At 71.4% G+C, this 24,966-nt stretch carries 20 protein-coding genes and 4 pseudogenes; 16 read left to right on the top strand and 8 right to left on the bottom strand.

All coding sequences use genetic code 11. The features are described 5' to 3' along the window. The first annotated feature begins 281 nt into the window (after window positions 1-281). Window positions 282-1,496: a helix-turn-helix domain-containing protein gene (locus PKO50_RS14415; protein ID WP_275630110.1), complete on the top strand. Its 1,215-nt coding sequence runs from the start codon at window positions 282-284 to the stop codon at window positions 1,494-1,496. A gap of 40 nt (window positions 1,497-1,536) precedes the next feature. Then, window positions 1,537-2,171 (top strand): annotated as a pseudogene (locus PKO50_RS14410) (glutamine cyclotransferase). Window positions 2,172-2,203: 32 nt separating this feature from the next. On the opposite strand, the gene PKO50_RS14405 reads toward PKO50_RS14410, so the two are convergent. Then, window positions 2,204-3,730: a DHA2 family efflux MFS transporter permease subunit gene (locus PKO50_RS14405; protein ID WP_275630109.1), complete on the bottom strand. Its 1,527-nt coding sequence runs from the start codon at window positions 3,728-3,730 to the stop codon at window positions 2,204-2,206. A 187-nt stretch (window positions 3,731-3,917) separates the two neighbouring features. Between PKO50_RS14405 and PKO50_RS14400 the strand changes: the two genes are divergently transcribed. Continuing rightward, entirely contained in the window at window positions 3,918-4,385 is a 468-nt protein-coding gene (locus PKO50_RS14400; protein ID WP_275630108.1) for a MarR family winged helix-turn-helix transcriptional regulator, read from the top strand. A 773-nt stretch (window positions 4,386-5,158) separates the two neighbouring features. On the opposite strand, the gene PKO50_RS14395 is transcribed toward PKO50_RS14400, so the two are convergent. Together PKO50_RS14395 and PKO50_RS14390 are read right to left on the bottom strand one after the other, a co-directional pair. After that, the gene (locus PKO50_RS14395; protein ID WP_275630107.1) at window positions 5,159-6,931 is read right to left on the bottom strand and encodes a diguanylate cyclase; all 1,773 of its coding nucleotides are present in this window, start codon (window positions 6,929-6,931) and stop codon (window positions 5,159-5,161) included. Further along, the gene (locus tag PKO50_RS14390; RefSeq protein WP_109935598.1) at window positions 6,931-7,968 is read right to left on the bottom strand and encodes an extracellular solute-binding protein; all 1,038 of its coding nucleotides are present in this window, start codon (window positions 7,966-7,968) and stop codon (window positions 6,931-6,933) included. Before PKO50_RS14390 ends, PKO50_RS14395 begins: the two co-directional genes overlap by 1 nt. A 493-nt stretch (window positions 7,969-8,461) precedes the next feature. Between PKO50_RS14390 and PKO50_RS14385 the strand changes: the two genes are divergently transcribed. The 3 genes from PKO50_RS14385 to PKO50_RS14375 all read left to right on the top strand — a co-directional run bounded on the left by PKO50_RS14385 (window position 8,462) and on the right by PKO50_RS14375 (window position 12,673). After that, complete coding sequence (locus PKO50_RS14385; RefSeq protein ID WP_146219627.1) at window positions 8,462-8,866, top strand: DUF2946 domain-containing protein; 405 nt, start codon at window positions 8,462-8,464, stop codon at window positions 8,864-8,866. Window positions 8,867-8,963: 97 nt separating this feature from the next. Beyond that, entirely contained in the window at window positions 8,964-11,276 is a 2,313-nt protein-coding gene (locus PKO50_RS14380) for a TonB-dependent receptor (protein ID WP_275630106.1), read from the top strand. Window positions 11,277-11,284: 8 nt separating this feature from the next. Then, on the top strand, window positions 11,285-12,673 hold the full coding sequence (locus tag PKO50_RS14375) for a PepSY domain-containing protein (protein ID WP_109935595.1): 1,389 nt from the start codon (window positions 11,285-11,287) through the stop codon (window positions 12,671-12,673). Here the strand turns inward: PKO50_RS14375 and PKO50_RS14370 are convergent. Continuing rightward, window positions 12,649-13,770, bottom strand: a complete 1,122-nt coding sequence (locus PKO50_RS14370) for an ATP-NAD kinase family protein (RefSeq protein ID WP_109935594.1) — start codon at window positions 13,768-13,770, stop codon at window positions 12,649-12,651. The two genes, PKO50_RS14375 and PKO50_RS14370, sit on opposite strands and share 25 nt — an antisense overlap. Before the next feature lie 192 nt (window positions 13,771-13,962). Between PKO50_RS14370 and PKO50_RS14365 the strand changes: the two genes are divergently transcribed. After that, window positions 13,963-14,145 (top strand): PA1571 family protein, encoded by a 183-nt coding sequence (locus PKO50_RS14365; RefSeq protein WP_089392098.1) that lies wholly within the window; start codon window positions 13,963-13,965, stop codon window positions 14,143-14,145. Between the two features lie 48 nt (window positions 14,146-14,193). Here PKO50_RS14365 and pdxB read toward each other — a convergent pair whose 3' ends face one another. Beyond that, a complete protein-coding gene (pdxB, locus tag PKO50_RS14360) occupies window positions 14,194-15,342 on the bottom strand; it encodes a 4-phosphoerythronate dehydrogenase PdxB (protein ID WP_275630105.1) in 1,149 nt (382 codons plus the stop codon). A gap of 158 nt (window positions 15,343-15,500) precedes the next feature. On the opposite strand from pdxB, the gene PKO50_RS14355 reads away from it, so the two are divergent. The 7 genes and pseudogenes from PKO50_RS14355 (at window position 15,501) to PKO50_RS14325 (ending at window position 21,435) form a co-directional block, all read left to right on the top strand. Further along, window positions 15,501-16,919, top strand: coding sequence for an MATE family efflux transporter (locus PKO50_RS14355; protein WP_275630104.1), 1,419 nt, complete (start codon window positions 15,501-15,503; stop codon window positions 16,917-16,919). Window positions 16,920-17,012: 93 nt separating this feature from the next. Further along, window positions 17,013-17,291 carry an antitoxin of toxin-antitoxin stability system gene (locus PKO50_RS14350; protein WP_275630103.1) on the top strand — a complete coding sequence of 93 codons (279 nt, stop codon included), beginning with the start codon at window positions 17,013-17,015 and terminating at the stop codon, window positions 17,289-17,291. After that, window positions 17,288-17,576 (top strand): annotated as a pseudogene (locus PKO50_RS14345) (type II toxin-antitoxin system RelE/ParE family toxin). The gene PKO50_RS14350 and the pseudogene PKO50_RS14345 overlap by 4 nt, the downstream one beginning before the upstream one ends. A gap of 72 nt (window positions 17,577-17,648) precedes the next feature. Next, a complete protein-coding gene (locus tag PKO50_RS14340) occupies window positions 17,649-18,044 on the top strand; it encodes an OsmC family protein (protein ID WP_109935590.1) in 396 nt (131 codons plus the stop codon). A 67-nt stretch (window positions 18,045-18,111) separates the two neighbouring features. Beyond that, window positions 18,112-20,270: pseudogene (locus PKO50_RS14335) on the top strand (FUSC family protein). Beyond that, a pseudogene (locus tag PKO50_RS14330) lies at window positions 20,260-20,465 on the top strand (DUF1656 domain-containing protein). The pseudogenes PKO50_RS14335 and PKO50_RS14330 overlap by 11 nt, the downstream one beginning before the upstream one ends. A 1-nt stretch (window position 20,466) precedes the next feature. Beyond that, window positions 20,467-21,435, top strand: coding sequence for an HlyD family secretion protein (locus PKO50_RS14325; protein ID WP_109935588.1), 969 nt, complete (start codon window positions 20,467-20,469; stop codon window positions 21,433-21,435). A 26-nt stretch (window positions 21,436-21,461) separates the two neighbouring features. Here PKO50_RS14325 and PKO50_RS14320 read toward each other — a convergent pair whose 3' ends face one another. The 3 genes from PKO50_RS14320 to PKO50_RS14310 are packed head-to-tail and all read right to left on the bottom strand — an operon-like array spanning window position 21,462 to window position 23,343. Next, on the bottom strand, window positions 21,462-21,722 hold the full coding sequence (locus tag PKO50_RS14320; RefSeq protein WP_109935587.1) for a DUF2790 domain-containing protein: 261 nt from the start codon (window positions 21,720-21,722) through the stop codon (window positions 21,462-21,464). Continuing rightward, complete coding sequence (locus tag PKO50_RS14315) at window positions 21,719-22,285, bottom strand: cytochrome b (protein ID WP_275630102.1); 567 nt, start codon at window positions 22,283-22,285, stop codon at window positions 21,719-21,721. Before PKO50_RS14315 ends, PKO50_RS14320 begins: the two co-directional genes overlap by 4 nt. After that, entirely contained in the window at window positions 22,282-23,343 is a 1,062-nt protein-coding gene (locus tag PKO50_RS14310; protein ID WP_109935585.1) for a catalase family peroxidase, read from the bottom strand. The genes PKO50_RS14315 and PKO50_RS14310 overlap by 4 nt, the downstream gene beginning before the upstream one ends. A 170-nt stretch (window positions 23,344-23,513) precedes the next feature. On the opposite strand from PKO50_RS14310, the gene PKO50_RS14305 reads away from it, so the two are divergent. Further along, entirely contained in the window at window positions 23,514-24,023 is a 510-nt protein-coding gene (locus PKO50_RS14305) for a sigma-70 family RNA polymerase sigma factor (RefSeq protein ID WP_275630101.1), read from the top strand. Further along, window positions 24,020-24,769 carry an anti-sigma factor gene (locus PKO50_RS14300; RefSeq protein WP_109935583.1) on the top strand — a complete coding sequence of 250 codons (750 nt, stop codon included), beginning with the start codon at window positions 24,020-24,022 and terminating at the stop codon, window positions 24,767-24,769. Before PKO50_RS14305 ends, PKO50_RS14300 begins: the two co-directional genes overlap by 4 nt. Window positions 24,770-24,966: the final 197 nt, after the last annotated feature.

Below are 24,966 nucleotides of genomic sequence, written 5' to 3'. Positions count from 1 at the left end.
GACTAACACGGGGAAATGCAGCGCGCGGCCGTGCCGCCGGCCGCATCCTCCCGCTCTGGGACGGACCTTCCCGGCCCCATGCAAGTTCAGCAAGGTCCATGCCTTGGCGCCGTCGCCGCCCCTCCCCGGCTACCGATCGCGCCGCCACGACGCCCACCCCATGGGGGCTGCTGCCGTTCGTCGAATCCCCGCGCAAAGCAGGCCGCCGCTTCCCGGCCAGGGCGCGGACGCCCACAAGCGGTGCGCTGGCTAGACTGGGCAGGAACCCCGGGAACCGACCAATGGATGCCCTGCTCAATGCCGCCGCCCGCGCCCTGGCCATGGGCGACCCCTTCGCCGCGCTGAACCGCGTGGCGCTGCGCGACGACGCCCCGGCGCTGGCCCTGCGCGGCATCGCCATGGCGCAGCTGGGCGACCTGGCTCGCGCCCGCGAACTGCTGCGCGCCGCCGCCCGGGCCTTCGGCCCGCGGGAGGCCGTGGCCCGCGCACGCTGCCAGGTGGCCGAGGCGGAAATCGCCTTCGCCGACCGCGAACTGGGCTGGCCGGTGGCGCGCCTGGAAGCGGCGCTGGCCACCCTGGAAGCCCATGGCGACCGCCTGAACGCGGCCCACGTGCGCCTGCTCGCGGCGCGCCGCCAGCTGCTGCTCGGCCAGCTCGATGCAGCCGGCGCGCAGCTGGAACGGCTGCAGCCCCAGGCCCTGGCAGCGCCCCTGCGGGCGATCCATCGGTTGACAGCGGCCAGCATCGCCCTGCGCCAGCTACGCGCAGGCGCCGCCCGGGCCGCCCTGCTCGAAGCCGCGGCCGCGGCCCGCGAAGCCGGCATCGCCGCGCTGCAGGCGGAGGTCGAGGCGGCGCAACGGCTGCTCGACGCCCCCGCCGCGCGCTGCATCGCCCGCGGCACGGAACGCCTGCTGCGGCTGGAGGAAGTCGAGCCGCTGCTGCAACACCAGGCCCTGCTGGTGGATGCCTGCCGCTACCTGGTCGGCACGCCGCGGGCCAGGGTGCCGCTGGCCAGCCGGCCGGTGCTGTTCGCCCTCGCCCGCATCCTGGCCGAGGCCTGGCCGGCGGATGCCAGCCGCGCGCAGCTGATCGCCGGCGCCTTCCGCACCCGCCACTTCGACGACAGCCACCGCGCCCGCCTGCGGGTGGAGATCGGCCGGCTGCGCGCGGCCCTGGAGGGGCTGGCCGGCATCGCCGCCACCCGCACGGGCTTCGTGCTCGAACCCCTGCAGGTGGACGAGGTGCTGGTCCTGGCGCGCCCGCTGGAAGACCGCCACGCCGCGGTGCTGGCCTGCCTCACCGATGGCCGGGCCTGGTCCAGTTCGGCCCTGGCGCTGGCCCTGGGCAGCAGCCAGCGCCAGGTGCAGCGCGCGCTGGAAGCCCTGGCGGCGGACGCCCGGGTGCAGGCCTTCGGCCAGGGCCGGGCGCGGCGCTGGCTGAGCCCGCCGGTGGGTTTCGCGACCACCTTGTTACTCCCGGCCCCCGTCAATGGCTGACTAGGATGGCCCCAGGCACCACACGAAGGAGGACGCCACCATGAAAACCCGACCCGCGGAAATCCTCCGCGAATACGGCCCCTTCCCGGGCATCGACAAAGTCCACGGCCTGACCTGGGACGGCCAGCACGTCTGGTTCGCCTCCGGCGAGCGGCTCAACGCCCTGGCCCCGGACAGCGGCGCCATCGAGCGCACGATCGAGGTCCCCGCCTACGCCGGCACCGCCTTCGACGGCCGCTACCTGTACCAGATCGGCGAAGAACTCATCCGCAAGCTCGACCCACGCACCGGGGAAGTGCTCGCCACCCTCCCCGCCCCGGCCACGGCGGCGACTCCGGGCTGGCCTGGGCCGAAGGCTCGCTATGGGTGGGCCAGTACCAGGCGCGGCGCATCCAACAGATCGACCCGCAGACTGGCGCGGTGCTGCGCACCCTGGAGTCGGACCGCTTCGTCACCGGCGTCAGCTGGGTCGACGGCCAGCTCTGGCACGGCACCTGGGAGAACGACGAGAGCGAGCTGCGGCGCATCGACCCACGCAGCGGCGAAGTCCTCGAAGCCCTGGCGCTACCGGCCGGCATCGGCGTCTCGGGCCTGGAGGCCGACGGCGGCGACCGCTTCTACTGCGGCGGCGGCGCCAGCGGCAAGGTCCGCGCGGTGCGCCGGCCCAGGGGCTGAACGGCCCGCCGGGCCCCGCAGGCTCGGCGGCCCTAGTGGTCCGCCACCGCCACCCGCGCCTTGCCGGTGAACGGCGGGCGCGTCAGCCAGATCACGCTCATCAGCACCAGGAAGATCCAGCCCAGGGCGTGGAACAGCTCGTTGAAGCTGATCTGGTAGGCCTGCTGGGTGATCATCTGGTTCAGCAGGCTCGCCCCCAGGTGGGGGTCGCCCTGGCCCAGCAGCTCGAGGCTGTGGCGCGTGCCGCTGTCGAAGGCCGTGACGCTTTCGCTGAGCTGGGCGTGGTGCAGCACCGCGCGGCGGTCCCAGAGGAAGGTGGTGAGCGAGGCCGAGAAGCTGCCGCTCAGGGTCCGCAGGAAGGTCGACAACCCGGAACCGGCGGCGATCTCGTGGGGCTCCAGGTCCGACAGCAGGATCACCGTGGTGGGCATGAAGAACAGCGCCACGCCCACGCCCATCAGCGCCTGCATCAGGGCGACGTGGCGGAAGTCGATGTCCAGGGTGAAGCCGGCGCGCAGGAAGCAGGTGGCGCCCATGGCGACGAAGGCCACCGAGGCCACCAGGCGCAGGTCGAAGTTGGCCGCGTAGCGCCCCACCAGCAGGCTCAGCAGCAGCGGCGCGATGCCCAGCGGCGCCGCCGCCAGGCCCGCCCAGGTGGCGGTGTAGCCGAGGTTGCGCTGCAGCCACTGTGGCAGCAGCAGGTTGATGGCGAAGTAGGCCGAGAACGACAGCACCAGGGCCAGGGTCCCGTAGCGGAAGTTGTGGTGGCGGAACAGCCGCAGGTCGACGATGGGCTCGCGGTCGGTCAGCTCCCAGATCAGGAAGGCCGCCAGGCTGATGGCCGCCACCACCGCACAGCCGATGATGAACGGGGAGGCGAACCAGTCCTCGTCGTTGCCCTTGTCCAGCAGCACCTGCAGGGCGCCGACGCCCACCACCAGGGTCGCCAGGCCCACGTAGTCGATGCGGGTGCGCTGCAGGCGCTCGGGGCGGCCGCGCATCTGTCGGCTGATGACGAACACGGCGAAGGCGCCGATGGGCAGGTTGATGAAGAAGATCCACGGCCAGGAGTAGTTGTCGGTGATCCAGCCGCCGAGGATGGGCCCGGTGATGGGCGCCACCACCGCCACCATCGACAGCAGCGCCAGGGCGATGCCGCGTTTGTGCGGTGGGTAGATGCTGATCATCAGGCTCTGGGTGATCGGGTACATGGGTCCGGCCACGGCGCCCTGCAGGGCGCGGAACAGGATGAGCATGGGCAGGTCGCGGGCCACGCCGCAGAGGAACGAGGTGACCACGAACAGCAGCGCGCAGCCGATGAACAGCGGCACCTCGCCCAGGCGCCGGGACAGGAAGCCGGTCAGCGGCAGGGAGATGGCCTGGCTGACGGCGAACGAGGTGATCACCCAGGTGCCCTGGTTGGCGCTCGCCCCCAGGTTGCCGGCGATGGTCGGCAGGGCCACGTTGGCGATGGTGGTGTCCAGCACCTGCATGAAGGTGGCCAGGGCCAGGCCGAGGGTGGCGAGGGCCAGGCTCGGCGGGCGGAATTCGGTGCTCATGGTGGGGGACCTGGCGTGGCGTCAGTGGGGCCGGCCGCGCGCTGGCGGCGGCTTCGGTGGATTCTGGAATCCGGGATCAATAGCTGTCAATTCAATAATTGACTTTGCACAGATTGACGACGCCGGCCTTGTGCTCCCCGCCCGTGCCCGTATCATCGGCGCGAATCCACCCGCAACGGACCGCCCCATGCCCAGCCCGCCCCAGGACCACCTGTTCGCCCTCACCGGCTCGCTGCAACCGGCGCGCCGCGCCTGGCAGCAGGCCGCCAGCCTGGTGCTGGCCGAGAGCGGCCTGTCGCTGGCGGTGGCCACGCCGGTGCTGCTGGTCTCGCGCATGGGCGACGGGGTGCTGCAGAACGTGCTGGCCGACCGCATCGGCGTGCACCCGGCGGCCCTGGTGCGCACCCTCGACCAGGCCGAGGCCGCCGGCCTGCTGGAACGGCGCATGGTGCCGGGCAACCGGCGGCTGCGCGCCATCCATTTGCAGGATGCGGGACGCGAATTGGCCGAACGCCTGGAGAAAGCCCTCAACGCCCTGCGCACCGAAGTGCTCGGCAGCATCCCCCGGGAAGACGTCGAGACCGCTACCCGGGTGCTGCGGCTGATGGAGGAAAAGGCCCGCGCCTACGCCCAGCAGAAACCCGGGGACGCCTAGTTCCTGCTCGCGAACGGTGCTTGCCGGCGGCGGCTGCCGCCCTCACCCGCAAGCGGGAGAGGGGCTGGCCGGCGTCTGAAAGCCCAATCGCGGACAAGGCCCTACGACCATGCCCGACCGTAGGGCGAATAACCGTTCGCGGTTATCCGCCGCCGTCCGGAACAGCGGTGTCCGGGACCATTGGCGGATAACGCCGTAGGCGTTATCCGCCCTACGGGTTGCAAGGGGGCGGCGCGGGGCGCAAGACAGTTGCTCGCGTCCCTGGAACCGTAGGAGCAACTGTCTATTGGGTTTGGGTGTAGCGCGCCGCTCCGAGTGCGTTGATGTCTCTTGTTTCGCCCCCTCGGGCGAGTCACTTCTTTCAAACGCCAAAGAAGTAACCAAGAAGGCTTGCCCCGACATACGGGCCCGATGAAGCCGGGCTACCCTCGCGAATTCCCCCGCCACGGAGGCCCGCCCCGAGGGTACGTCCCTGTAGCCCATCGGGGCTCTAGCGACATCCATGTCGCATGACCTCCTGAGCGCCGGTTTCGCTCGGCCTTCTGAAGGGGCGTTCCGGTGCGCGCGGAGGTTTCTCTGGAAATCCCAAACGCCAGAGCAAGAGCCGCTTTTGCTTTTCGTAGGAGCGAGCTTGCTCGCGAACCCTGGTTCCCCGTGTTCGCGATAGTTCGTAGGGCGCATAACGCCTACGGCGTTATCCGCCAAATCGCGGACAGAGTCCGCTCCTACGGAGAGCCCGTGCTTCAAGGCAAATTGTAGGACTCTGTCCGCGATTACCCTCGTTCGCGGGAATGACTAGACCTCCGGGTGCCGGTCGATCTCCAGGCCGCCACCCTGCTGGCAGGCGAAGCTGCGCCGGCCCTCGACCTTGGCCCGGTACATGGCGCCGTCGGCGCGCAGCAGCAGTTCCTCGGCGCTGTTGCCGTCGTCGGGATAGAGGGCGATGCCGATGCTGGCCCCACCTGCACCACCGCGCCCTGCAGCAGCAGCTTCTCGCCGAGGGTGGCGAGGATCTTGCGCGCCACGGCCGAGGCGGTGCCGGCGATGCCCGGCCCGCGCAGCAGCACCACGAACTCGTCGCCGCCCAGGCGCGCCACCAGGTCGTGGTCGCGCACCGCGTGGCGCAGGCGGCGGGCGATGATGGTCAGCACCTCGTCGCCGGCGGCGTGGCCCATCTCGTCGTTGATGCGCTTGAAGTAGTCCAGGTCGATGAACAGCAGTGCCAGCTGCTCGTGGCTGGCGGCCACCTGGGCGATGGCCTGTTCCAGCTGCGCGAAGAACTGCATGCGGTTGGGCAGGCCGGTCAGCGAATCGTGGTTGGCCAGGTGCTGCAGCTCCTGCTGGCTGCGGCTCATCGCCTCCATGCGCGCCTTGAGCTCCTTGCGCAGCTGGTCGAAGCCGCGTGCCAGCAGGCCGATCTCGTCCTGGCGCTGCAGCGGCAGCTCGGCGGCCAGGCTGTGCTCGGCCTGGAAGCGCACCGCGGCATGGATCAGCATCTGCAGCGGGCGCGTCAGCGCGCGGGCGAAGAGCACCGCCAGGGCGGTGGCCAGCAGGCTGAACACCAGCACCATCTGGATGATGCTCAGGCCCAGCGGCCGGCCGCTGGCCAGCACCTCGTCCAGCGGCCGGGCCAGGCCGAGCACCACGAAATGCCCCTGGCCGGGCAGGCCGAAGGGCTTGCGCACGAAGGCCATGATCCGCCCGTGCTCGCGGTGCGCGCCCTGCAGGTCGTTGACCAGCACGCTGCCGGCGCCCTCGAACAGCCCGCGGGTCTCGACGAAGCTGTCCTGCACCAGGATGCGCCGGCCCTTGTCGAAGCCGAAGGTCATGGCCGGGTCCGGGTGCACCAGGAAGTCGCCCCACTCGTTGGTCAGGTACAGCTCCAGGCCCTGCGGCAGGTCGGCCACCAGCTGGTCGAGGAATTTCTTCAGGTCGACGTTGATCACCACCACGCCTTCGTTGCCACCTGCGCCACCGGGCACCGGGGTGGCCACGCGCAGCGTCGGTGCGCCGTCGGCGGCGTGGGCGCCCTGCTCGTGGTTGACCGTGATCGGCGAGACGAACACCTGCCCCGGCGCCAGCGCCAGGCTCTCGAAGACGTAGGGGAAGTGCCCCTTCTCCTGCAACTGCTCGCCGTCCACGCGCAGCACGCGCTGGCCGTCGCGGTCGTAGCGCAGCACTTCCAGGCCATGCTCCTGGCGGCCGATCAGGCGTACCTGGGAATACTGCGGGTGCAGGCGCATGAAGGTAGCGAATACGCCGGCCAGGCGCTCCTGCGCCACCAGGTCCACCACGTTGCCGGGCGGCGCGGCCACCTTGGGCGCCGAGGGCATGTTGGCCAGGGTCAGGGCGTCGGCGCCGATGTCGTCCAGCAGCGAGCTGAAGCGCTGGGCGAGCAGTTGGGTGGACGTCAGCAGGTTGCGCTCGGCCTCGTTGGTCAGCAACTGGCGGTTGGCCGTGTAGGCGTAGTAGCCGGTGACGCCGGAGGACAGGATGCCGATGCAGGCCAGGAGGATGCTGAGCTTGGCGATGATCCCCAGGCGCATCAGAAGCGCTCCGCCCGGTCGCCGGAGACGATGCGGCTCCACAGCGCCTCGCGGCGGCCCACGTCCTCCACCGGCTGCAGCCAGTACAGGCGTGCCCCGGTATCCGGCGCGGCCGCTGCGCCCAGGGTGTTGTCCAGGCCCTGGCGCTGGGTCAGCAGCGCGCTGACCGAGGGTTCCAGCATGTAGTCGATCCACGCCTGGGCCAGGGCCCGGTCGCCGGCGCTACGGGTCACCGCCCAACAGTCCAGCCAGGCCAACGCTCCCTCCTCGGGGATGGCGTAGCCGACGTCGGCGCCGGCCTGGCGCAGCTGCGTCAGTTGCTGGGCGCCATAGTTGGCGAACATCAGCGCCGCACGGTGCTGCACGAACAGGGCGGTGGCCTCCTCGGGCAGGCTGTAGTAGGCCAGCAGGTTGCGTCGCAGCTCCACCAGGCGCAGGGCCACGCGCCGCGTCTGCCGGGCGTCGAGGTGGAAGGGGTCGGGCAGGCCCAGGCTCAGCGCGGTGAAGGAGAAGTTGTGCTGGGCGCTGTTGAAGGCCAGCACCTTGCCCTGGTAGCGCGGGTTCCACAGCTCGGCCATGCTGCGGGGCGGCTGCGGCACCTGGCGGCGGTCGTAGATCAACCCGATGGCGGCGTAGGTGTAGGGAATGGCGTAGACCTGGCCCTCGGCGACCAGCCCGCCGATGCCGGCCAGGTCACGGAAGCGCGGCTGCTGCCGGCGGGTGTTGGGAATGGCCGCCAGGTCCAGCGGCTGCAGCAGCCCGGCGCGCTGGTAGCGCTGGATTTCCGCGGTATTGGCGGCGACCACGTCGAACAGCCGTCCACCCTGGGCATGCAGGCGGTCCCACAGGGCCTCGTCGGAATCCACGAAGGTCACCGCCACCCGGGCCCCTTCGCGCCGCTCGAAGGCCTTCACCACGTCGGCGTCGGCATAGCCGGGCCAGGCGAGCACGTGCAAGGTCCGCTCGTCCTGAGCCAGCGCCTGGGCCGTCAGCCCCGCCAGAATCACTGCCAACAGCCAACTGCCGATGTCGCGCATAGCCCCGCCCTGGTAGACACCACCACCGCCCGGCGACGAGGCGGGTGTGGCGCCGTCATTATGCTCGCTTCCCCGAAAGGCACGGCGGCCGGGGCCGCCGAAGCCAATGATGACAGCATGACAGTATTGCCGCGCCACGCAAGGGAGGCGGCGCGGATTCGGCTCGCTGTTTGTCGGGCGGAGGGGCGTGAGGGGTAGCTGGCGTCTCCGGATGACTCCGGACTCGCCACTCGCTCCCTGACCCTCCCCAACCGTTCGGCGCGACGCGCGACCGCGAAGCTCCCGGGTTCCCCGTAGGGCGCATAACGCCTACGGCGTTATCCGCCAATGGCCCCGGACACCGCTGTTCCGGCCGGCGGCGGATAACCGCGAACGGTTATTCGCCCTACGGTTGGCCAACGACACCCTGCACGCTCCGCTCCGCCTTTCCCCCACGCCCCAACCATGGCAGCATATCGGCCCCAATCCGGCCCACCGATCGGGACGCTGCCGCTTGCGCCGTCATTCAGCACAGTACCGCCTCGCCTCCTGGCTGGCCGTCATGGCCCTCGGGCTGTTGCTGTTCGCCCCGACCTTCTCGCGCACCCTCGAGGCCGTCGAGCACGCCTCGCCGCCGCAGGGCGCCTGGTGCTCCGCCCATGACATGGGGCAGATGCCCATGGACCACGGGGCCATGCAGCAGGCCCCGGCCGACGACCACGGCGGCATGGTCCACAACAGCCTCGACCCGGCCTGCGGCTACTGCACCCTGCTGCACGACAGCCCGGCGCTGCTCTGGGCCATTGCCATGGCCCCGGCGCTGGGGCCGGTCAACGCCCAGGCGCCGCCGCCGGCGCTGCCCCTCCCGCCCTTCCTGCACCTGCTGGACGTCCGTCCGCGCGGCCCGCCCCTGGCCTGATCCCGTTCCACGACACCCCGAACCCGCGCCCCGCGCGTGCGTGCCCCTGCGCGCACGCCTGGCCGCGCTCCCGTCGTCCTGAACAAGGATCATCCGGATGTCCACATCCCTGCGCCGGTGCGTTGCCTACGCACTGAAGCCCCCGGCCGCCCGCACCCTGCTCTGCGGCCTGGCCGGCAGCCTGCTGCTGCCGGCCCACGCCGAAACCGCCGCCGACGGCGATGCCCCCACCCGCCTGGCCGACGTGGTGGTCAGCGCCGAAGGCCAGCAGCCGCTGCCCGCCGCGCTGGCCAGTGCCCCCGCCGTGGTCGAGAGCCGCACGGCCGAACAACTGCGCGAGAGCACCAACCTGGTGACCTCCGCCCAGGCCCTGAAATACCTGCCCAGCCTCGAGGTGCGCGAGCGCTACATCGGCGACCGCAACGGCATCCTCGCCACCCGCACCACCGGCACCATCTCCAGCGCGCAGTCGCTGGTCTACGCCGACGACCTGCTGCTCTCCAACCTGCTCGGCAACAGCTACGGCTTCCCGCCGCGCTGGGGCCTGGTGGCGCCCGCCGAGATTTCCCGGGTGGACGTGCTCTACGGCCCGTTCAGCGCGCTCTACCCGGGCAACTCCCTGGGCGGCGTGGTGACACTGGAGACGCGCATGCCCACGCGCCCGGAATTCCACGCCTCGGTCACCGGCTCGCGGCAGGACTTCGACCTCTACGGCAGCCATGACGACTATGGCACCGGCGACATCAGCCTGGCCGCCGGCGACCGCCGCGGGCCGCTGTCGGTATGGGTGTCCTACGACCACCTGGACAGCCAGGGCCAGCCGATGAGCTATTCCACCGCCGGCCTGTCGGGCAAGGCCCCGGTAGCCGGCGCGCCCAGCGCCGGCGGCGCGCACTCGGACAGCGACCAGAACGGCAAACAGCGCCTGGTGTTCGGTGGCTACTCCATCGACCACAGCCTGCAGGACCAGGGCAAGCTCAAGCTGGGCTGGGACTTCGATTCGGGCGTGAGCGCGGTCTACACCCTGGGCCTGTGGTCCAACGACTCCCACACCGGCGTCGACAGCTACCTCAAGGACGCCAGCGGGCGCACCCTGTACAACGGCACGGTCAACATCGACGGGCAGTCGTACAAGGTCTCCGGCCTCAACCCCAGCCGCACCGACGAGCTGCACCTGCTCAACGGCCTGTCGCTGGCCAGCCACAGCGGCGGGCCCTTCGACTGGCAGGCCTCGGTCAGCGACTACCGCTACCTGGATTCGGCCACCCGCACCGCCTCCAACTACGGCCAGAGCCTGGCCGGCACCCGCCAGGTGCAGGACGGCACCGGCTGGCAGACCGGCGAGCTGCGCGGCACCTGGCGCCCCGATGCGCACGAGCTGACCTTCGGCTACCACATCGACGACTACCAGCTGAAGCAGCGCACCTACCAGCTGGACGACTGGAAGTCCGGCGGCGACGGCGCCAAGGTCGCGGCCTCCGGCGGCGAGACGCGCACCCAGGCGCTGTACCTGCAGGACGCCTGGAAGTTCGCCCCGCGCTGGACGCTGACCCTGGGCGCCCGCGCCGAGCACTGGGAAGCCTTCGACGGCTTCAACCGCGACGTCACCACCACGCCCCAGGTGGCCCACTACGACGACCAGCAGCGCAACGACATCTCGCCCAAGGCGGCGCTGGCCTTCGACATCACCGACGCCCTGCAGACGCGCTTCTCCTACGGCCGCGCGGTGCGCTACCCAACCGTGGGCGAGCTGTTCCAGCAGATCAGCAGCGGCACCCAGCTGGTGCAGAACAACCCGGAGCTGAAACCCGAGGACGTGCGTTCCTTCGACTGGACCACCCAGTACGGCTGGGACCGCTACCTGCTGCGCGTCTCGCTGTTCCAGGAAGAACGCCACGACGCGCTGTTCTCGCAGACCGACACCAGCGTCAGCCCCAACGTCACCCGCATCGCCAACATCGACCGCGCGCGCCTGCGCGGCATCGAGAGCGCGCTGGACGCCAGGGACGTCGGCCTGCCCGGCCTGGACCTGTCCGCCAGCCTGACCTGGACCCAGGCGAAAATCCTCGAGGACCAGCTGACCCCCGCCGCCGAGGGCAACGACTACCCGCGCATCCCGCGCTGGCGGGCGCGCCTGTCCGCGGTCTACCACCAGGATTCGCGCCTGACCTATGCCCTGGGCTACCGCTATTCCAGCGCCGCCTACGGCACCCTGCTGAACACCGACGACAACCACGACACCTACGGCGGCATCAGCCGCTACAGCGTGTTCGACGTCAAGGCCAGCTACCGCATCGACGAGCACCTCACCGCCTCGGCCGGCATCGACAACCTGGGCAACGAGAAGTACTACGTCAGCCACCCCTACCCGCAGCGCACGGCCTTCCTCGGCCTGAGCTACGACTACTGAGGCCCGCCATGCAACCAGCCAACCGCGCCGCGCTGTACCGCCTGATCTGGCGCTGGCACTTCTATGCAGGCCTGTTCTGCATCCCGTTCATCCTCGCCCTGTCGCTCACCGGCTCCATCTACCTGTTCCGCCCGCAGATCGACGCCCTGCTCGACAGCCCCTACAACCAGGTGGACGCCAGCGCCGCGCGGCTGCCGGTCAGCGAACAGGTGCGCGCAGCCCTGGCCGCGGTGCCCGGCGCGCGACTGAACGCCTACCAGTTGCCGGATGGCCCGCGCGATGCGGCGCAGGTGCTGGTCGGCAGCGGCGAGGGGCTGTACCGCGTCTACGTCGACCCGACCGATGCCCGGGTGCTGCACCGGGTGGCCGAGGACCAGCGCTTCAGCCGCCAGCTGTTCCACCTGCACGGCGAGTTGCTGATGGGCAGCACCGGTTCCTACCTGGTGGAGCTGGCCGCCTGCTGGACGGTGCTGTTGCTGGTGACCGGCCTGTACCTCTGGTGGCCGCGCGGCACGCGCCTGGGCGGGGTGCTCTACCCGCGCCTGGGCCAGCGCGGCCGGCTGTTCTGGCGCGACCTGCACGGGGTGACCGGGTTCTGGGTGTCGCTGTTCGCCCTGCTGCTGATCCTCAGCGGCCTGCCCTGGGCGACCTTCTGGGGCGGTGCGCTCAAGGACGTCCGCCAATGGGTGGCCAGGCAGACGGTGCAACAGGACTGGACCACCGGCCGCGCCTCGGAAATGGCCCAGCGCCGTGCGCAGAACAGCGCCCCGGCGGACGAGCACGCCAACATGCCGGGCATGATGCACCACGCCATGCCCGGCATGCCGCCGCCGGCACCGGACTACACCGCCCTGGACCGCATGCTGCCGACCGTGCAGGCGCTGGACCTGCCCTACCCCGTGCTGCTGGCGCCGCCCTCGGCCATGGCGCCGCGGTGGACAGCGCGTTCGGACGCGGCCAACCGCCCGCAGCGCGTCAACCTGGTGCTGGACGCGCAGACCGGTGAAGTGCTCGAGCGCGTGGACTTCGCCCAGCGGCCGCTGCTGGACCGCGTCATCGGCTATGGCGTGGCGGCCCACGAGGGCCAGCTGTTCGGCGTGGCCAATCAACTGCTCGGCCTGTTCACCACCCTGGGGCTGGTCTGCCTGGCGCTCAGCGCCCTGGTGCTCTGGTGGCGGCGCCGGCCCCGGGGCGTGCTGGGCGCGCCGGCGGCCATGGCGGGGGCGCGCTACCCGGCGCTGGCCCTCACCGTGCTGGTGCTGCTGGGGCTGTACCTGCCGCTGCTGGGGGCGTCGCTGCTGCTCGTCTGGCTGCTGGAGCGCTGCCTGCTGTCGCGCATCGCCCCGCTCGCCCGCTTCCTCGGCCTGGGCGGCTACAGCGCCTCGGCCAACGGGTAGAGCAGCTCTTCCTTGTAGCCGGCCCAGACCCGCAGCACGTCGGGGAAACTCGCGTCCAGCTGCGGGTCGCCGCTGTCCACCAGCAGCGGCCGGCCCTCCAGGGTGCCGAGCTTGCGCTTGGTGGCCACCACCCGCAGGCGTTCCAGGCCGATGGCGCGCAGCACCCGCGGGCTGATCTGCTGGTTGCCGCGGCCGATCACGTGGCCCTGGCCGCCGATCACCGTCACCAGCAGCCAGCTGGGGTAGTCGTCCACCAGTTCGAACAATTGCTGCTCGGTGACGTCGCGGGCGATCACCTCGCCGTTCTCGATCACGTCCACGCCCAGCAGCGTGGTCTCCAGGCCCAGCTCGCGGGCCAGGCCGTGCAGCGTCGAGCCGGGGCCGAAGACGTAGCGCACGCCGTCCTCCCAGGTGTCGCGCAGCCAGTCGGCGATGTCGGCCAGCACCAGTTCCTCGGTCTCCACCCCGGCCTGCTTCACGTGCTGCATGAAGCGGCCTTCCTCCGGCACCGTCAGCTCGGCGTACCAGCGCGCCGCCACCCTGCCCTCGCGCAGCGCCGCCTCGTCGAGGTCGCGCACCTCGCCCTGGGCCAGGCGCACCAGGCCGCCCTCCACCAGGCGCCGGGCCAGCTCGCCGGCCGCCCGCGGGCTGACCGCGTAGACCCCGGAATGGATCTTCACCCCGGCCGGGATGCCCAGCACCGGCTGGCCCTCGCGCGCCACCGCGGCGACGTCGCGGGCGGTGCCGTCGCCGCCGGCGAAGAGGATCAGCGCCACCCCGGCGTCCTGCAGCAGGGTCACGGCGCGCCGGGTGTCCTCGGCGCTGGTCTGCTCGTCCGCCAGCTCGCCAATCACCTCGAAATGAAAGCCCAGCTCGGCCAGCAGGTCGCCGCCCATCGGCCCCGGGAAGGTCAGCCAGCGCAGGCGCTCGCGCAGCGGCAGCAGCACCTCCAGGGCCTGGCGGGTACGCTCGGCCGCGCGCGGCGCGGCCCCCAGCGCCAGGGCCCGTTCGGCGACGCCATCGCTGCCCTTGAGCGCGGCGGCGCCGCCGATACCGGCCAGCGGATTGACGATCAGGCCCAGGTGAAATCCGTCCATACTCAACCTCAAAGGACTTTCCCACGGATACCAGGTCCGGGAGGGACCGGCTCATAACAAGCATTCACCGCCCCGCCGCCCGGCTTGCGCCCGCGGCCATGGCGGTCGTTTCGCCCGGCGTGCGCTGCGCTGTCACCGGGACTTCATGTGATTCTGCCTAGACTGCAGCAGCTTTCGATGAGGAGTTTGGCCATGAGCTCGCACCCGACCCACGACAACGCCCCACGTCGCGAACCCCCGCGGCCGACCCCGGACCAGCCGGTGGGCGGCTCGATCATCGACGCCCAGGGCCGCGAGATACCCATCACCGAAGACATGATCCAGCGCGCCTGCCGCGAACTGGAGGGCAGCTGCGTGCAAAAGCGCGCGCGCTGAGCCCCTCCGGCCCGCCGCGCCCGCGGCGGGCCCTCTTCCCCGTCTCGCCTACTCGCCCACCCGGTTGGCGCCCAGCGCCCGCACCAGGCGTTCCAGCGCCGGCGCCTCGCCCTGGATGTCCACCCACAGGCCGGTGATCTCGCGGCGCGGCGGGTAATGCTTGCGCAGCGCATCGAAGGCCTCGCGGCGCGCCTCGGCGCCGCCCACCAGGCTGCGCCGGAAGGCCGCATCATCGCCACGCGGGTCGTACACCGCGCGGCACAGCAGGCCCAGCGCCCAGTCCGGCGCGCAGTCCTCGCCCAGGCCCAGTTCCATCAGCCATTGCGCCGGCAGCAGGTCGTCCAGCTGCACGCTGGGCTCGATGCCGCGCCAGGCGCAGAAGGCCCCGTAGATCTGCGCGGTGCCGCGCAGCTTGCCGTCCAGGCTGTAGCCGGCGATGTGCGGGGTGGCGATGCGGCACAGCTGGGCCAGCTCGGGGTCGGCCTGGGGCTCGCCCTCCCACACGTCCAGCGCCACATCGAGGTTGGCGCCGCTCTCCAGGCGCTGGCGCAGCGCCAGGTTGTCCACCACCGCGCCGCGGCTGGCGTTGAGCAGCCAGGCGCCGGGGCGCAGGTGGGCCAGGCGCTCGGCGTCGATCAGGTGGCGGGTCATGTGCGCGCCCATGCTGGTCAGCGGCGTGTGCAGGCTGATCACGTCGCATTCGTGGACGATCTCCTCCAGGCTGACGAAATCGCCGCCCTCGGCGGCCTGCCGCGGCGGGTCGCACACCCGCACGTCCCAGCCCAGGCCGCGCAGCACGTCCACCAGGCGCCCGCCGACCTGGCCGGCGCCGACCACGCCGTAGCGGCGCCTGGCCAGGTCCGCGCCGTGGGCCTCGGCCAGCGCCAGCAGGCTGCCCAGCACCCAGTCCACCACGCCGCGGGCGTTGCAGCCCGGGGCGCTGGACCAGGCGATGCCGGCCTCGGCGAAGTAGGCCAGGTCCAGGTGGTCGGTGCCGATGGTGCAGGTGCCGACGAAGCGCACCGCGCTGCCCTGCAGCAGCTCGCGGTCGACCTGGGTCACCGAGCGCACCAGCAGCACCTCGGCGTCACCCAGGGCGGCGCGGTCGATCGCGCGCCCGGGGACGCGGCGGATGTCGCCCTGGGCGCCGAAGAAAGCCTCGGCCAGGGGAATGTTCTCGTCGGCAAGGATGCGCATGGGCAAAGCTCCTGTGAGGAAAGCGCCTACGGATGATTCCCGTCACTTTACCAGCGCCACGGCCAGGGGTCGCGGCCCGCGTGCGCGGCGCTTTCCTGACCATGGCGTCAGGCGATAGACTGGCCGGCTTGCCAACGTACGCTCAGCCAAGGACAGCCGTGACTGCCATTGCCCAGCCCGTCTCGCGCGGACGGCGCATCGCCACCGAACTCAGGGAGCTGCTCACCCTCGCCGCGCCCATCATGATCGCCCAGCTGGCCACCACCGCCATGGGCTTCGTCGACGCCGTCATGGCCGGCCGCGTCGGCCCGCGCGACCTGGCCGCAGTGGCCCTGGGCAACTCCATCTGGATCCCGGTGTTCCTGCTGATGACCGGCACCCTGCTGGCCACCACCGCCAAGGTCGCCCAGCGCTTCGGCGCCGGCGACCAGCCCGGCACCGGCCCGCTGGTGCGCCAGGCGCTGTGGCTGGCGCTGCTGGTGGGGCCGCTGGCGGCGGCCGCGCTGTGGTTCCTCTCCGAGCCCATCCTGCGGGCGATGAAGGTCGAGCAGGCGCTGATCGAGCCCAGCCGCTTCTACCTGCGCGGCATCGCCTGCGGCCTGCCGGCGGTGGCCCTGTACCACGTGTTGCGCTGTTTCAGCGACGGCCTGGGGCGCACCCGGCCGAGCATGGTGCTGGGCATCTGCGGGCTGCTGCTGAACATCCCGCTGAACTACGTGCTGATCTACGGCCACCTGGGCTTCCCCGCCCTGGGCGGCGCCGGCTGCGGCTGGGCCACCGGCACGGTGATGTGGTTCATGCTGCTGGGCATGCTGGTGTGGGTGAACAGCGCCCGGGTGTACAAGCCCAGCGCCCTGTTCGCCCGCTGGGAGCGGCCCGACCGCAAGGTGATCGGCGCCCTGGTCAGCGTCGGCCTGCCCATCGGCATCGCCATCTTCGCCGAGTCGAGCATCTTCTCGGTGATCGCCCTGCTGATCGGCGAGCTGGGCGAGAAGGTCGTGGCCGGCCACCAGATCGCCCTGAACATCAGCGCCCTGGCCTTCATGATCCCCTACGCCCTGGCCATGGCGGTGACCGTGCGCGTCGGCCAGGCCCTGGGCGCCAGCCGCCCGCGCGACGCGCGCTTCTCCGCCGGCACCGGGATGGCCACGGCGCTGGCCTGGGCGGCCATCTCGGCCAGCGCCATGCTGCTGTTCCGCGAGCACATCGCCGCGCTCTACACCCGCGACCCCGAGGTGCTGGCCCTGGCCGCCGCGCTGCTGGTGTACTCGGCGCTGTTCCAGTTCTCCGACGGCCTGCAGGTCACCGCCGCCGGCGCCCTGCGCGGCTACCAGGACACCCGCGCGACCATGATCATCACCCTGTTCGCCTACTGGGGCATCGGCCTGCCGGTGGGCTACAGCCTCGGCCTCACCGACTGGTTCCAGCCACCCACCGGCCCGCGCGGGCTGTGGGAGGGGCTGATCGTCGGCCTGACCTGCGCGGCCATCCTGCTGGGCATCCGCCTGGCGCGCAGCGCGCGGCGGCACATCCGCTTGCAGCAGGCGCGGGGGGCGCAGCCCGGAAACCAGTCCTAAGCCGCGGATGCATTCCAACACCCATCGATATGGCGTAAAGTGCCCAGGCGTGCATACTAGGTATATACACTGTAATTACCAGGAGCTGCGAGCATGTCCAAAGAAGCGGTCTTCACCATGAAACTAGAGGCCGAACTTCGGGCCGATTTCATGGCTGCTGCGGAAGCGGCCCATCGTCCTGCCTCGCAAGTGATGCGGGAACTGATGCGGGAGTTCATCCGTGAACAACGCCAGTCCCGCGAATATGACGAGTATCTCCAGCGCAAGGTCGAAGCCGCGCGCGCTTCCGTGCAGGCCGGGCAGGGTCGCTCGAATGAAGAGGTCGAGGCCGACTTCGCAGCCCGTCGAGCCAAGGCCATGGGCCACGGATGAAGGTTCTCTGGACGCCGCAGGCGGAACAAGACCGCAGCGATATCTGGGACTACATCGCCGTCGATAATCCGTCGGCGGCCGTACGTATGGACGAACTGTTCTCCAGGATGGCCGGCGCACTGACGCAGTTTCCCCAAAGGGGCAAGCCGGGCAGGATTCCCGGAACCCGTGAACTGATTCCCCACGAACATTACCGCCTCGTCTATCAGGCAGGTAGAAGACGAGGTCGTCAGGATATTGGCCCTCGTGCATACGGCCAGGCACTGGCCGCCGCTGCAGGTCTGAGATCGCCACAAGCCACATGGCCCTGCGCAAGCGGTTAGACTCCCAGGCTTCACCTCCAAGGAGCTTTCCCCCATGAGCGACGCCCCCGTCACCGCCAGCCACGCCGGCATTCCCTACCAGGTCAGCCTGTCCGACGGCCTGCACCAATGGCTGGCCGACGAGCCCGCCGAGCTGGGCGGCGGCAACCAGGGGCCGGCGCCCTTCCAACTGCTGCTGTCGTCCCTGGGCGCCTGCACCGCCATCACCCTGGCCATGTACGCGCGGCGCAAGCAGTGGCCGCTGGACGGCATCCAGGTGCAGCTCGCACTGAGCCAGGAGAAGCCCGGCAACAGCCGCATCACCCGCGACATCGGCCTGAACGGCGCGCTGGACGACGCCCAGCGCCAGCGCCTGCTGGAGATCGCCAACGCCTGCCCGGTGCACAAGCTGCTCAGCGGCGAAATCCACATCGACAGCCGGCTGCGCTGAAGCCGGCCGGCAAAATCCGCCGCCTGGGCCAGACTGAAGGGGGTTCCCCAGCCGCCCCGGAGCCGGCATGCAACCCCTGCTCGTCTACCTCCGCGCCCTGCTGCAGCCCACGGCCGACAGCCTGCTGTTCGCCCTGCGCACCGTGCTGGCCGGGCTGCTGACGCTGTACCTGGCCTTCCTGCTCGACCTCGACCAACCCAAGTGGGCGAGCATGACGGTGGTCATCATCAGCCAGCCGCTGGCCGGCATGACCCTGCAGAAGAGCTTCGCCCAGGTGCTGGGCACCACCCTCGGCGGCGCGGTGGCGGTGGGCGTCATGGCGCTGTTCCCCCAGGCGCCGCTGCCCTTCCTGCTCACCCTGGCGCTGTGGCTGGGACTGTGCACCGCCGGCGGCACCCTGCTGCGCTACACCCATTCCCATGCGTTCGTGCTCGCCGGCTTCACCGCAGTGATAGTGGCGCTGCTGGCCCAGCCCGACCCTGAGGGCACCTACGGCCTGGCCATCACGCGGGTCACCGAGACGCTGCTGGGGTGGCCTGCGTGACCCTGGTCAGCCTGTTCTTCGCCCGCCCCGAAGGCGTGGCGCGCGGCTACTTCGCCAAGGTCGACGTGCTGCTGCGGCTGATCGCCGTGCATGCCGCCGCGGCGGTGCGCGCGCAGGAACCGGAGGAAGACTTCCGCCGTCGGCAGATGCAGCTGCTGGGCGAGATCGGCGCCCTGGAAGGCTTGCGCCGCCACCTCTACTTCGACGCCCCGCGCCTGCGCAGCGTCGACGGCCTGGTGCAGCTGCTGGGCAACCAGCTGGTGCTGATGACCTCGCGCCTGGCCATCCTGCACCGCCAGCGCACGCTCGTCCTGCAGCGCCTGGACGGCCCGCTGCCGCCAGCCGTGCAGCGCCTGCGCGAGGACGAGCTGGCCTGCCTGGAAGAGCTGGCGCGCCACGGCAACGCCCTGCCCGCCGCCAGCCGCAAGCGCATCACCCAGTTGCGTCGGCGCTTCGACAACGCCGCCAGCGAAGTCGAGCAGCTCGCCGACGGCCTGCCCGCCGCCCTGCGTTCGCTGGCCTGGGGCCTGCGCTACGAGCAGGCGCGGCTGATGCAGCAACTGGACGAGATGCTGGAACTGGCCGAGGCCATCCGCGAGGGCCGTCCGGGCAGCTGCGCGGTGCACCAGGGCCGCGCCCAGGCCCTGCACCTGGACTACCGCCTGGCGCTGATGAACGGGGTGCGCGCCTTCCTGGCGCTGAGCCTCGGCGCGCTGGTATGGATCGAGACGGCCTGGGACGGCGCCCGTGGCGGGCTGATCCTGGTGGCCATCCTCTGCTCCCTACTGGCCACCTTCCCGCGGCCGCTGGCGGCCTGCCAGAACTACCTGCGCGGCCTGCTGCTGGCCTTCCTGGCCTCGGCGCTGCTGCTGTTCCTCGGACTGCCGACGGTGGCCGACTTCGAGATGCTGGCGCTGCTGCTCGCGCCGCTGCTGTACCTGGTCGCCATCGGCCTGTACAGCCCGCAGACCGCCGGCATCGCCATCGGCCTGGGGCTGACCAGCTTCCTCATGGTCGGGCCACAGAACCAGGGCGTCTGGTTCAACGACGCCATCCAGTGGTTCGAGTTCGCCGGCGGCTACGCCTTCGCCACCGGCCTGTCGCTGCTGGCCTACGCCTGCATCTTCCCCTTCGCCCCGGACGCGCGCATCCGCCGGCTGTTCCTGCAGAGCCGCGAGGAGGTACGCCAGGTGCTGCTGGCCCGGCCCGACGAGGCGCACCGCTTCAGTTTCGAGAGCCGCCTGGTGGACCGCCTGGCGAACATGCTCGGGCTACTGCCGGCGGCGCGCGAGGCGCTGTCGGCGCGGCGCTTCGAATGCACCCTGGCGTGCATGACCCTCGGCGTGGTGCTGCACCAACTGCGCCGCGAGGCCCTGGCCCCGGGGCTGCCGGCGGACTTCCGCGCGCCCCTGGCGCAGTGCCTGGACGACCTCGCCGAGGCGCTGGCGCAGCCGCCACGCCGTGGCCTGGACGAGTTGCTGCCGCGCCTGCGCGGCCTGAGCGAGCGCCTGGACGCCTTCCACGCCGAACGCGAAACCGCCCCCGGCCTGGCCCTGCGGCCACTGTTCGCCAGCGCCGTGTCGCTGCTGATCGCCGCCGCCCTGCTGGAGCGCTACCGCGACCTGCTCGGCGAACCCCCGTCCCCCCTGCAAGCCACGCGGGAGAACCTGCATGCCCACTGACTTCGAGATCGGCGGCGTCTACCTGCCCCCGTCGCCCAGGCGCTGATCCTCGCCCTGCCCCTGTTCATCGCCCTGGACTGGCTGCTGCGGCGCATCGGCGTGATGCGCCTGGTGTGGCACGAGGCGCTGTTCGAGGGCGCCCTCTACGCTTGCCTCTGCGCCGGCCTGGTCCTGCTGATGGGAGCGCTGCACTGACATGGATTCGCTACGCAAGCTGTTGCCGCCGCTCCTCACCCTGGCCGTGGTGCTGCTGGCCGTGGTCCTGGGCAGCTACGCCTGGAGCTACTACACCCGCGCCCCCTGGACCCGCGACGCCCGTGTGCGCGCCGACGTGGTGAGCCTGGCGGCGGACGTCTCCGGGCGCATCGTCGAGCTGCGCGTGCAGGACAACCAGCACGTGAACAAGGGCGACCTGCTGCTGCGCATCGACCCCGAGCGCTACGCCCTGGCGGTGCAGCACGCCGAGCGCGCGGTGGCGGTGGCCAGGGCCGCGCTCGGCCAGTCCCAGGCCTCCATCGCCGCCAACCAGGCGCTGCTGCGCCAGCGGCAGAGCGAGGAATACCGCCGCCGCGCGCTCAAGGCGCGCTCGGCGATCTCCGCCGAGGAATGGGAGAAGGCCAACACCGACGTCTCGGTGGCGCAGGCCCAGCTGGTGCGCGAGCAGGCCAACCTGGGCCTGGCCGAGGCCCAGGTGCACCTCGCCGAGACCGCCCTGCAGCAGGCCCGGGTGGACCTGGAGCGAACCCGCGTCTACGCCCCGGTGAACGGCTACGTGACCAACCTGCTGACCCGCGCCGGCGACTTCGCCAGCGCCGGCGCGCCGCTGCTGGCGCTGGTGGACAGCGACTCCTTCTACGTCGGCGGCTACTTCGAGGAAACCAAGCTGCCGCGCATCCACGAGGGCGACCGGGTGCGCATCGAACTGATGAGCGGCGAGCGCTTCGAGGGCCGGGTGCAGAGCATCGCCTTCGCCATCACCGACCGCGAGAACGCCCCGGGCAATCGCCTGCTGGCCAACATCAACCCCAGCTACACCTGGGTCAAGCTGGCCCAGCGCATCCCGGTGCGCATCGCCGTGGACCCGGCCTACGCCGGCCGCGACCGCCTGCGCGCCGGCACCACCGCCACCGTCACCGTGGTCGAAGGCAGCACGCAACGGCAGTGAACGCGGGCCGGCACGGGGGGCTGCCGTCAGTTCTCGCTCGGGCAGCCCTGGCCCCAGACCGGGTAGCGCATCAGGTGCTTCTGCCCGTGGTGGTCGAGGTAGAGCGTCTCCACCTCGCGGATGCCGCAGAAATCCAGGTCCGCCGGGCGCAGCACCTCGGCGATGTCCGGGCGGCTGCCGTAGCGGTAGTCCTCGGCCGGCGGGTCGCCGGCCTCGCTGGCGAAGGCGGCCGGGGTGGCGGCCAGGGCCAGGGCGAGCAGGAGGGGCTTGAGGGGGCGGATGCTCATGGACGTTCTCCCGGGGCGGCGGTCGGCAAGCGACCGCCGGTCATGCTGGGCAGCACCGCGTCGCGGCGCACCAGGCCATGGAACAGGGCGGCCGCCAGGTGCAGCAGGATGGTCGCCATCAGCAGGTAGGCGATCAGGCTGTGGGCGCTGCGCAGCACGCTGTGCAGCCACACCGACGGATCGACCAGGGCCGGCAGCTCGTGGCCTTCGAACAGCACCACCGGGTAGCCGCCGGCCGACTGCATGGTCCAGCCCACCAGCGGCTGCAGGATCAGCAGCGCGTACAGCAGGTAGTGCGAGGCATGGGCCAGGCGTCGCTGCCAGTGCGGCATCGCCCGCGGCAGCGGCGGCACCCGGCCGCTCAGGCGGATGGCCAGGCGCAGCAGCACCAGCACCAGCAGGGCCGCACCCAGGGGCTTGTGGATCGCCACCAGGGTGGCGTGGGCGGGCGATGCGCTGGCGACCATGGCCAGGCCGATCAGCAGCATGGCGATCACCAGCGGCGCCATCAGCCAGTGCAGGATGCGCAACGGCAAGGGGAAGTAGCGGGGTTCGGCGTTCACGGCTGCGGCTCCTTGGCCGGCAGGGCGGCCTGTTCGCGGGTACGGCGGTTGAAGGACTCCGAATAGGCCGCCGAGCGCGCGCTCAGCAGCGGGTCGTCGGAGGCGCGGATGCCATCGGGGAGCACCAGCGGGTCGTAGTTGACGTCCTGGCAGGGCCCGCCCTGCTCGGGCAGCGCGCGTTCGATGACCAGCTCGCCGGCATCGATGCTGCGGCGCTGCGCCGGCCAGGCGCGGGTGGCGTCGGCGGTGGAGTCGCCGGGCTCGCCGAGGGTCAGCTGCAGGCGCCACTTGAGCGGCCCCTGGGCCAGGCGCTGCTGCAGCTCGGCAGCGAGGAAGTCGGCCTCGCCGCGCTGCTCGGCGCTGATCGGCTGGTACGGCGCCTCCGGCTGCACCGACCAGCGCACCGGGTGCTCGCGGCCCTGCCCGTCCACCAGGAGGAAGGCATTGAGGCCGTAGTAGGCGCTGTTGGCGTAGCTGGACGAGGGTGTGGAACTCTTCACCCATTCGCGGAAGGCGGCGGTCTCCGGGTGCGCCTGGAAGAACGCGGCCAGCTTCGCCGGGTCGGGCTTGCCGCTGCCCGGCTGCGGCTGCGAGGCCTGTTGCAGCGCGTAGAAACCCTGCACGCTGTTCACCACGAACACCGGCATGGCGTTCATGCCGGTGCGCCATTCGCCGCCGTGCCCGGGCAGGAAGCGCAGGGCCAGGCTGCGGATCGGCGCCGCGCCGTCGCTGGCGGCCGGGTTGCCGCCGGGGATGGCCAGGCGCCCCACCACCGGCACGCTGCCCGGGGCGAACACCGCGGCGCGGGAAACTTCGCCGCCGGCGCCGTTGCTGTCGAAATGGCCGACCACGCACAGGCCCTTGGCGTGGTTGCGGCGGTAGGCCGGGTAGACGCCGGCGTTGCGCTCCAGGCTGTCCACCAGGCGCGCCGGGGTCAGGCGCTGCGGGCCGATCCAGCCGGCGGCGTAGGCGAAGGCGGCGGCCAGGCCGCCCACCGCCAGGGCGATGGCCGCCAGGCGCAGGGGCAGGTTCGGCGGCGCCGAGTCGGGTTGGGTCATGGGGGCGTCCTCGTTGGGCTGCGTTCGATGAGCCCGTACGACGCCCCAGGCGCCCGGTTATTCCCGGCACGGAAAATTCACCGCAAGGCCGATCGGCGGTGGAATAAACTGCCCGCAGGTTCGTCCCACGGGCTCGACGAACCACGGAGACGGCCGACGGCCGCGGTGCGATGAACGAACTGGATGACCAGCAACTGCGCGAACTGCTGCCGCGCCTGCGGCGCTTCGCGCTCTCCCTGACGCGCCACGCGGCCAGCGCCGACGACCTGGTCCAGGCCACCCTGGAAAAGGCCCTGTCGGCCTGGGGCGGCAAGCGCGGCGACGGCGACCTGCGCGCCTGGCTGTTCGCCATCCTCTACCGCCTGTTCGTCGACGGCCAGCGCCGCGCCCGCCGCTATGCGCGCATCCTCTCGCTGTTCGGCGGCACGGACGAACACAGCCCCTCCACCGAGGACATCGTCAGCGCCCAGTCCACCCTGGAGGCCTTCGAACGCCTGCCGGCCGAACAGCGCGCCCTGCTCGCCCTGGTCAGCGTCGAGGGGCTGAGCTACCGCGAGGTCGGCGAGGCCCTGCAGATCCCCATCGGCACCGTGATGTCGCGCCTGTCGCGCGCACGCCAGGCCCTGCGCGCGCTCAGCGAAGGCAGTGGCGGCGCCCCTTCCCTACGGGTACTCAAATGAGCGAACTGACTCCTACCGAAAGCGACCTGCACGCCTACGTCGACGGCCAGCTGGACGCCGAGCGCCGGCAGTGGATCGAGGCCTGGCTGGCCAGCCACCCGCAGGACGCCCGCCGCGTCGAAGGCTGGAAACAGGACGCCCAGCACCTGCGCGCCGCCCTGGCCAGCCGCCCCCTGCCGCCGGCCGGCGCGGCGCTGGACCCGGCGCACATCCGCCGCCGCCTGCGCGAACGCCGCCACGCCCGCCTGGCCGTCGCCGCCGGCCTGCTGGTGGCCCTGGGCGTGGGCAGCCTGGGCGGCTGGCAGGCCCGCGAGATGAGCCTGGTCCGGCACGGCAAGCCGATGGAGGACGCGGTGCAGGCCTACCGCCTGTTCGCCGCCAACGGCAGCAGCGCGCCGCTGGATACCCGGGCCGGCGAGAACGTGCGCAACTGGCTCGGCCGCTACCTGGAGAATGCCAGCCTGCCGTCCGACCTCGACCGCCTGGGCCTGCGCACCGTCGGCGCGCGCCTGCTGGCCACCGAGCAGGGCGCGGCGGCGCTGGTGATATACGAAGACACCCAGGGCCACCGCCTGAGCTTCTTCATCCGCCCGCCGGGCCCCGGCCACCTCCTGCTGCCCCACGGCCAGCGGCAGGACGGCGAGCTGCTGACGCGCTACTGGAGCCAGGGCGACTACAACTACGCGCTGGTGAGCCGCAGCGACAACCCGCAGGGGGACCAGGTGGGGCAGTTGCTGGGGTTCTGAACCCCGCCTGCCCGCGAACTCGTAGGGCGCATAACGCCTACGGCGTTATCCGCCGCCGTTCGTGGGCCTCGGTGCATGGGCCAACGGCGGATAACCGCGAACGGTTATCCGCCCTACGCTCGGGCTCCCGATTCCCCAAAAATTATTTTTACGCGATCCCGAGGCCTCGATCGTTTCGTCAGATGCCAATGCAACTG

This window comes from Pseudomonas sp. 273 (assembly GCF_029201425.1).
In the GTDB taxonomy this organism is placed as follows: domain Bacteria; phylum Pseudomonadota; class Gammaproteobacteria; order Pseudomonadales; family Pseudomonadaceae; genus Pseudomonas; species Pseudomonas delhiensis.
This window is presented reverse-complemented; position numbering and strand designations above follow the sequence as displayed.

Excerpts from the sequence above, each read along its gene's own strand:
- PKO50_RS14415 (WP_275630110.1), top strand. The coding sequence starts at position 282 with ATGGATGCCCTGCTCAATGCCGCCGCCCGCGCCCTGGCCATGGGCGAC.
- PKO50_RS14405 (WP_275630109.1), bottom strand. The coding sequence starts at position 3,730 with ATGAGCACCGAATTCCGCCCGCCGAGCCTGGCCCTCGCCACCCTCGGC.
- PKO50_RS14400 (WP_275630108.1), top strand. The coding sequence starts at position 3,918 with ATGCCCAGCCCGCCCCAGGACCACCTGTTCGCCCTCACCGGCTCGCTG.
- PKO50_RS14395 (WP_275630107.1), bottom strand. The coding sequence starts at position 6,931 with ATGCGCCTGGGGATCATCGCCAAGCTCAGCATCCTCCTGGCCTGCATC.
- PKO50_RS14390 (WP_109935598.1), bottom strand. The coding sequence starts at position 7,968 with ATGCGCGACATCGGCAGTTGGCTGTTGGCAGTGATTCTGGCGGGGCTG.
- PKO50_RS14380 (WP_275630106.1), top strand. The coding sequence starts at position 8,964 with ATGTCCACATCCCTGCGCCGGTGCGTTGCCTACGCACTGAAGCCCCCG.
- PKO50_RS14375 (WP_109935595.1), top strand. The coding sequence starts at position 11,285 with ATGCAACCAGCCAACCGCGCCGCGCTGTACCGCCTGATCTGGCGCTGG.
- PKO50_RS14370 (WP_109935594.1), bottom strand. The coding sequence starts at position 13,770 with ATGGACGGATTTCACCTGGGCCTGATCGTCAATCCGCTGGCCGGTATC.
- PKO50_RS14365 (WP_089392098.1), top strand. The coding sequence starts at position 13,963 with ATGAGCTCGCACCCGACCCACGACAACGCCCCACGTCGCGAACCCCCG.
- pdxB (WP_275630105.1), bottom strand. The coding sequence starts at position 15,342 with ATGCGCATCCTTGCCGACGAGAACATTCCCCTGGCCGAGGCTTTCTTC.
- PKO50_RS14350 (WP_275630103.1), top strand. The coding sequence starts at position 17,013 with ATGTCCAAAGAAGCGGTCTTCACCATGAAACTAGAGGCCGAACTTCGG.
- PKO50_RS14340 (WP_109935590.1), top strand. The coding sequence starts at position 17,649 with ATGAGCGACGCCCCCGTCACCGCCAGCCACGCCGGCATTCCCTACCAG.
- PKO50_RS14325 (WP_109935588.1), top strand. The coding sequence starts at position 20,467 with ATGGATTCGCTACGCAAGCTGTTGCCGCCGCTCCTCACCCTGGCCGTG.
- PKO50_RS14320 (WP_109935587.1), bottom strand. The coding sequence starts at position 21,722 with ATGAGCATCCGCCCCCTCAAGCCCCTCCTGCTCGCCCTGGCCCTGGCC.
- PKO50_RS14310 (WP_109935585.1), bottom strand. The coding sequence starts at position 23,343 with ATGACCCAACCCGACTCGGCGCCGCCGAACCTGCCCCTGCGCCTGGCG.
- PKO50_RS14305 (WP_275630101.1), top strand. The coding sequence starts at position 23,514 with ATGAACGAACTGGATGACCAGCAACTGCGCGAACTGCTGCCGCGCCTG.
- PKO50_RS14300 (WP_109935583.1), top strand. The coding sequence starts at position 24,020 with ATGAGCGAACTGACTCCTACCGAAAGCGACCTGCACGCCTACGTCGAC.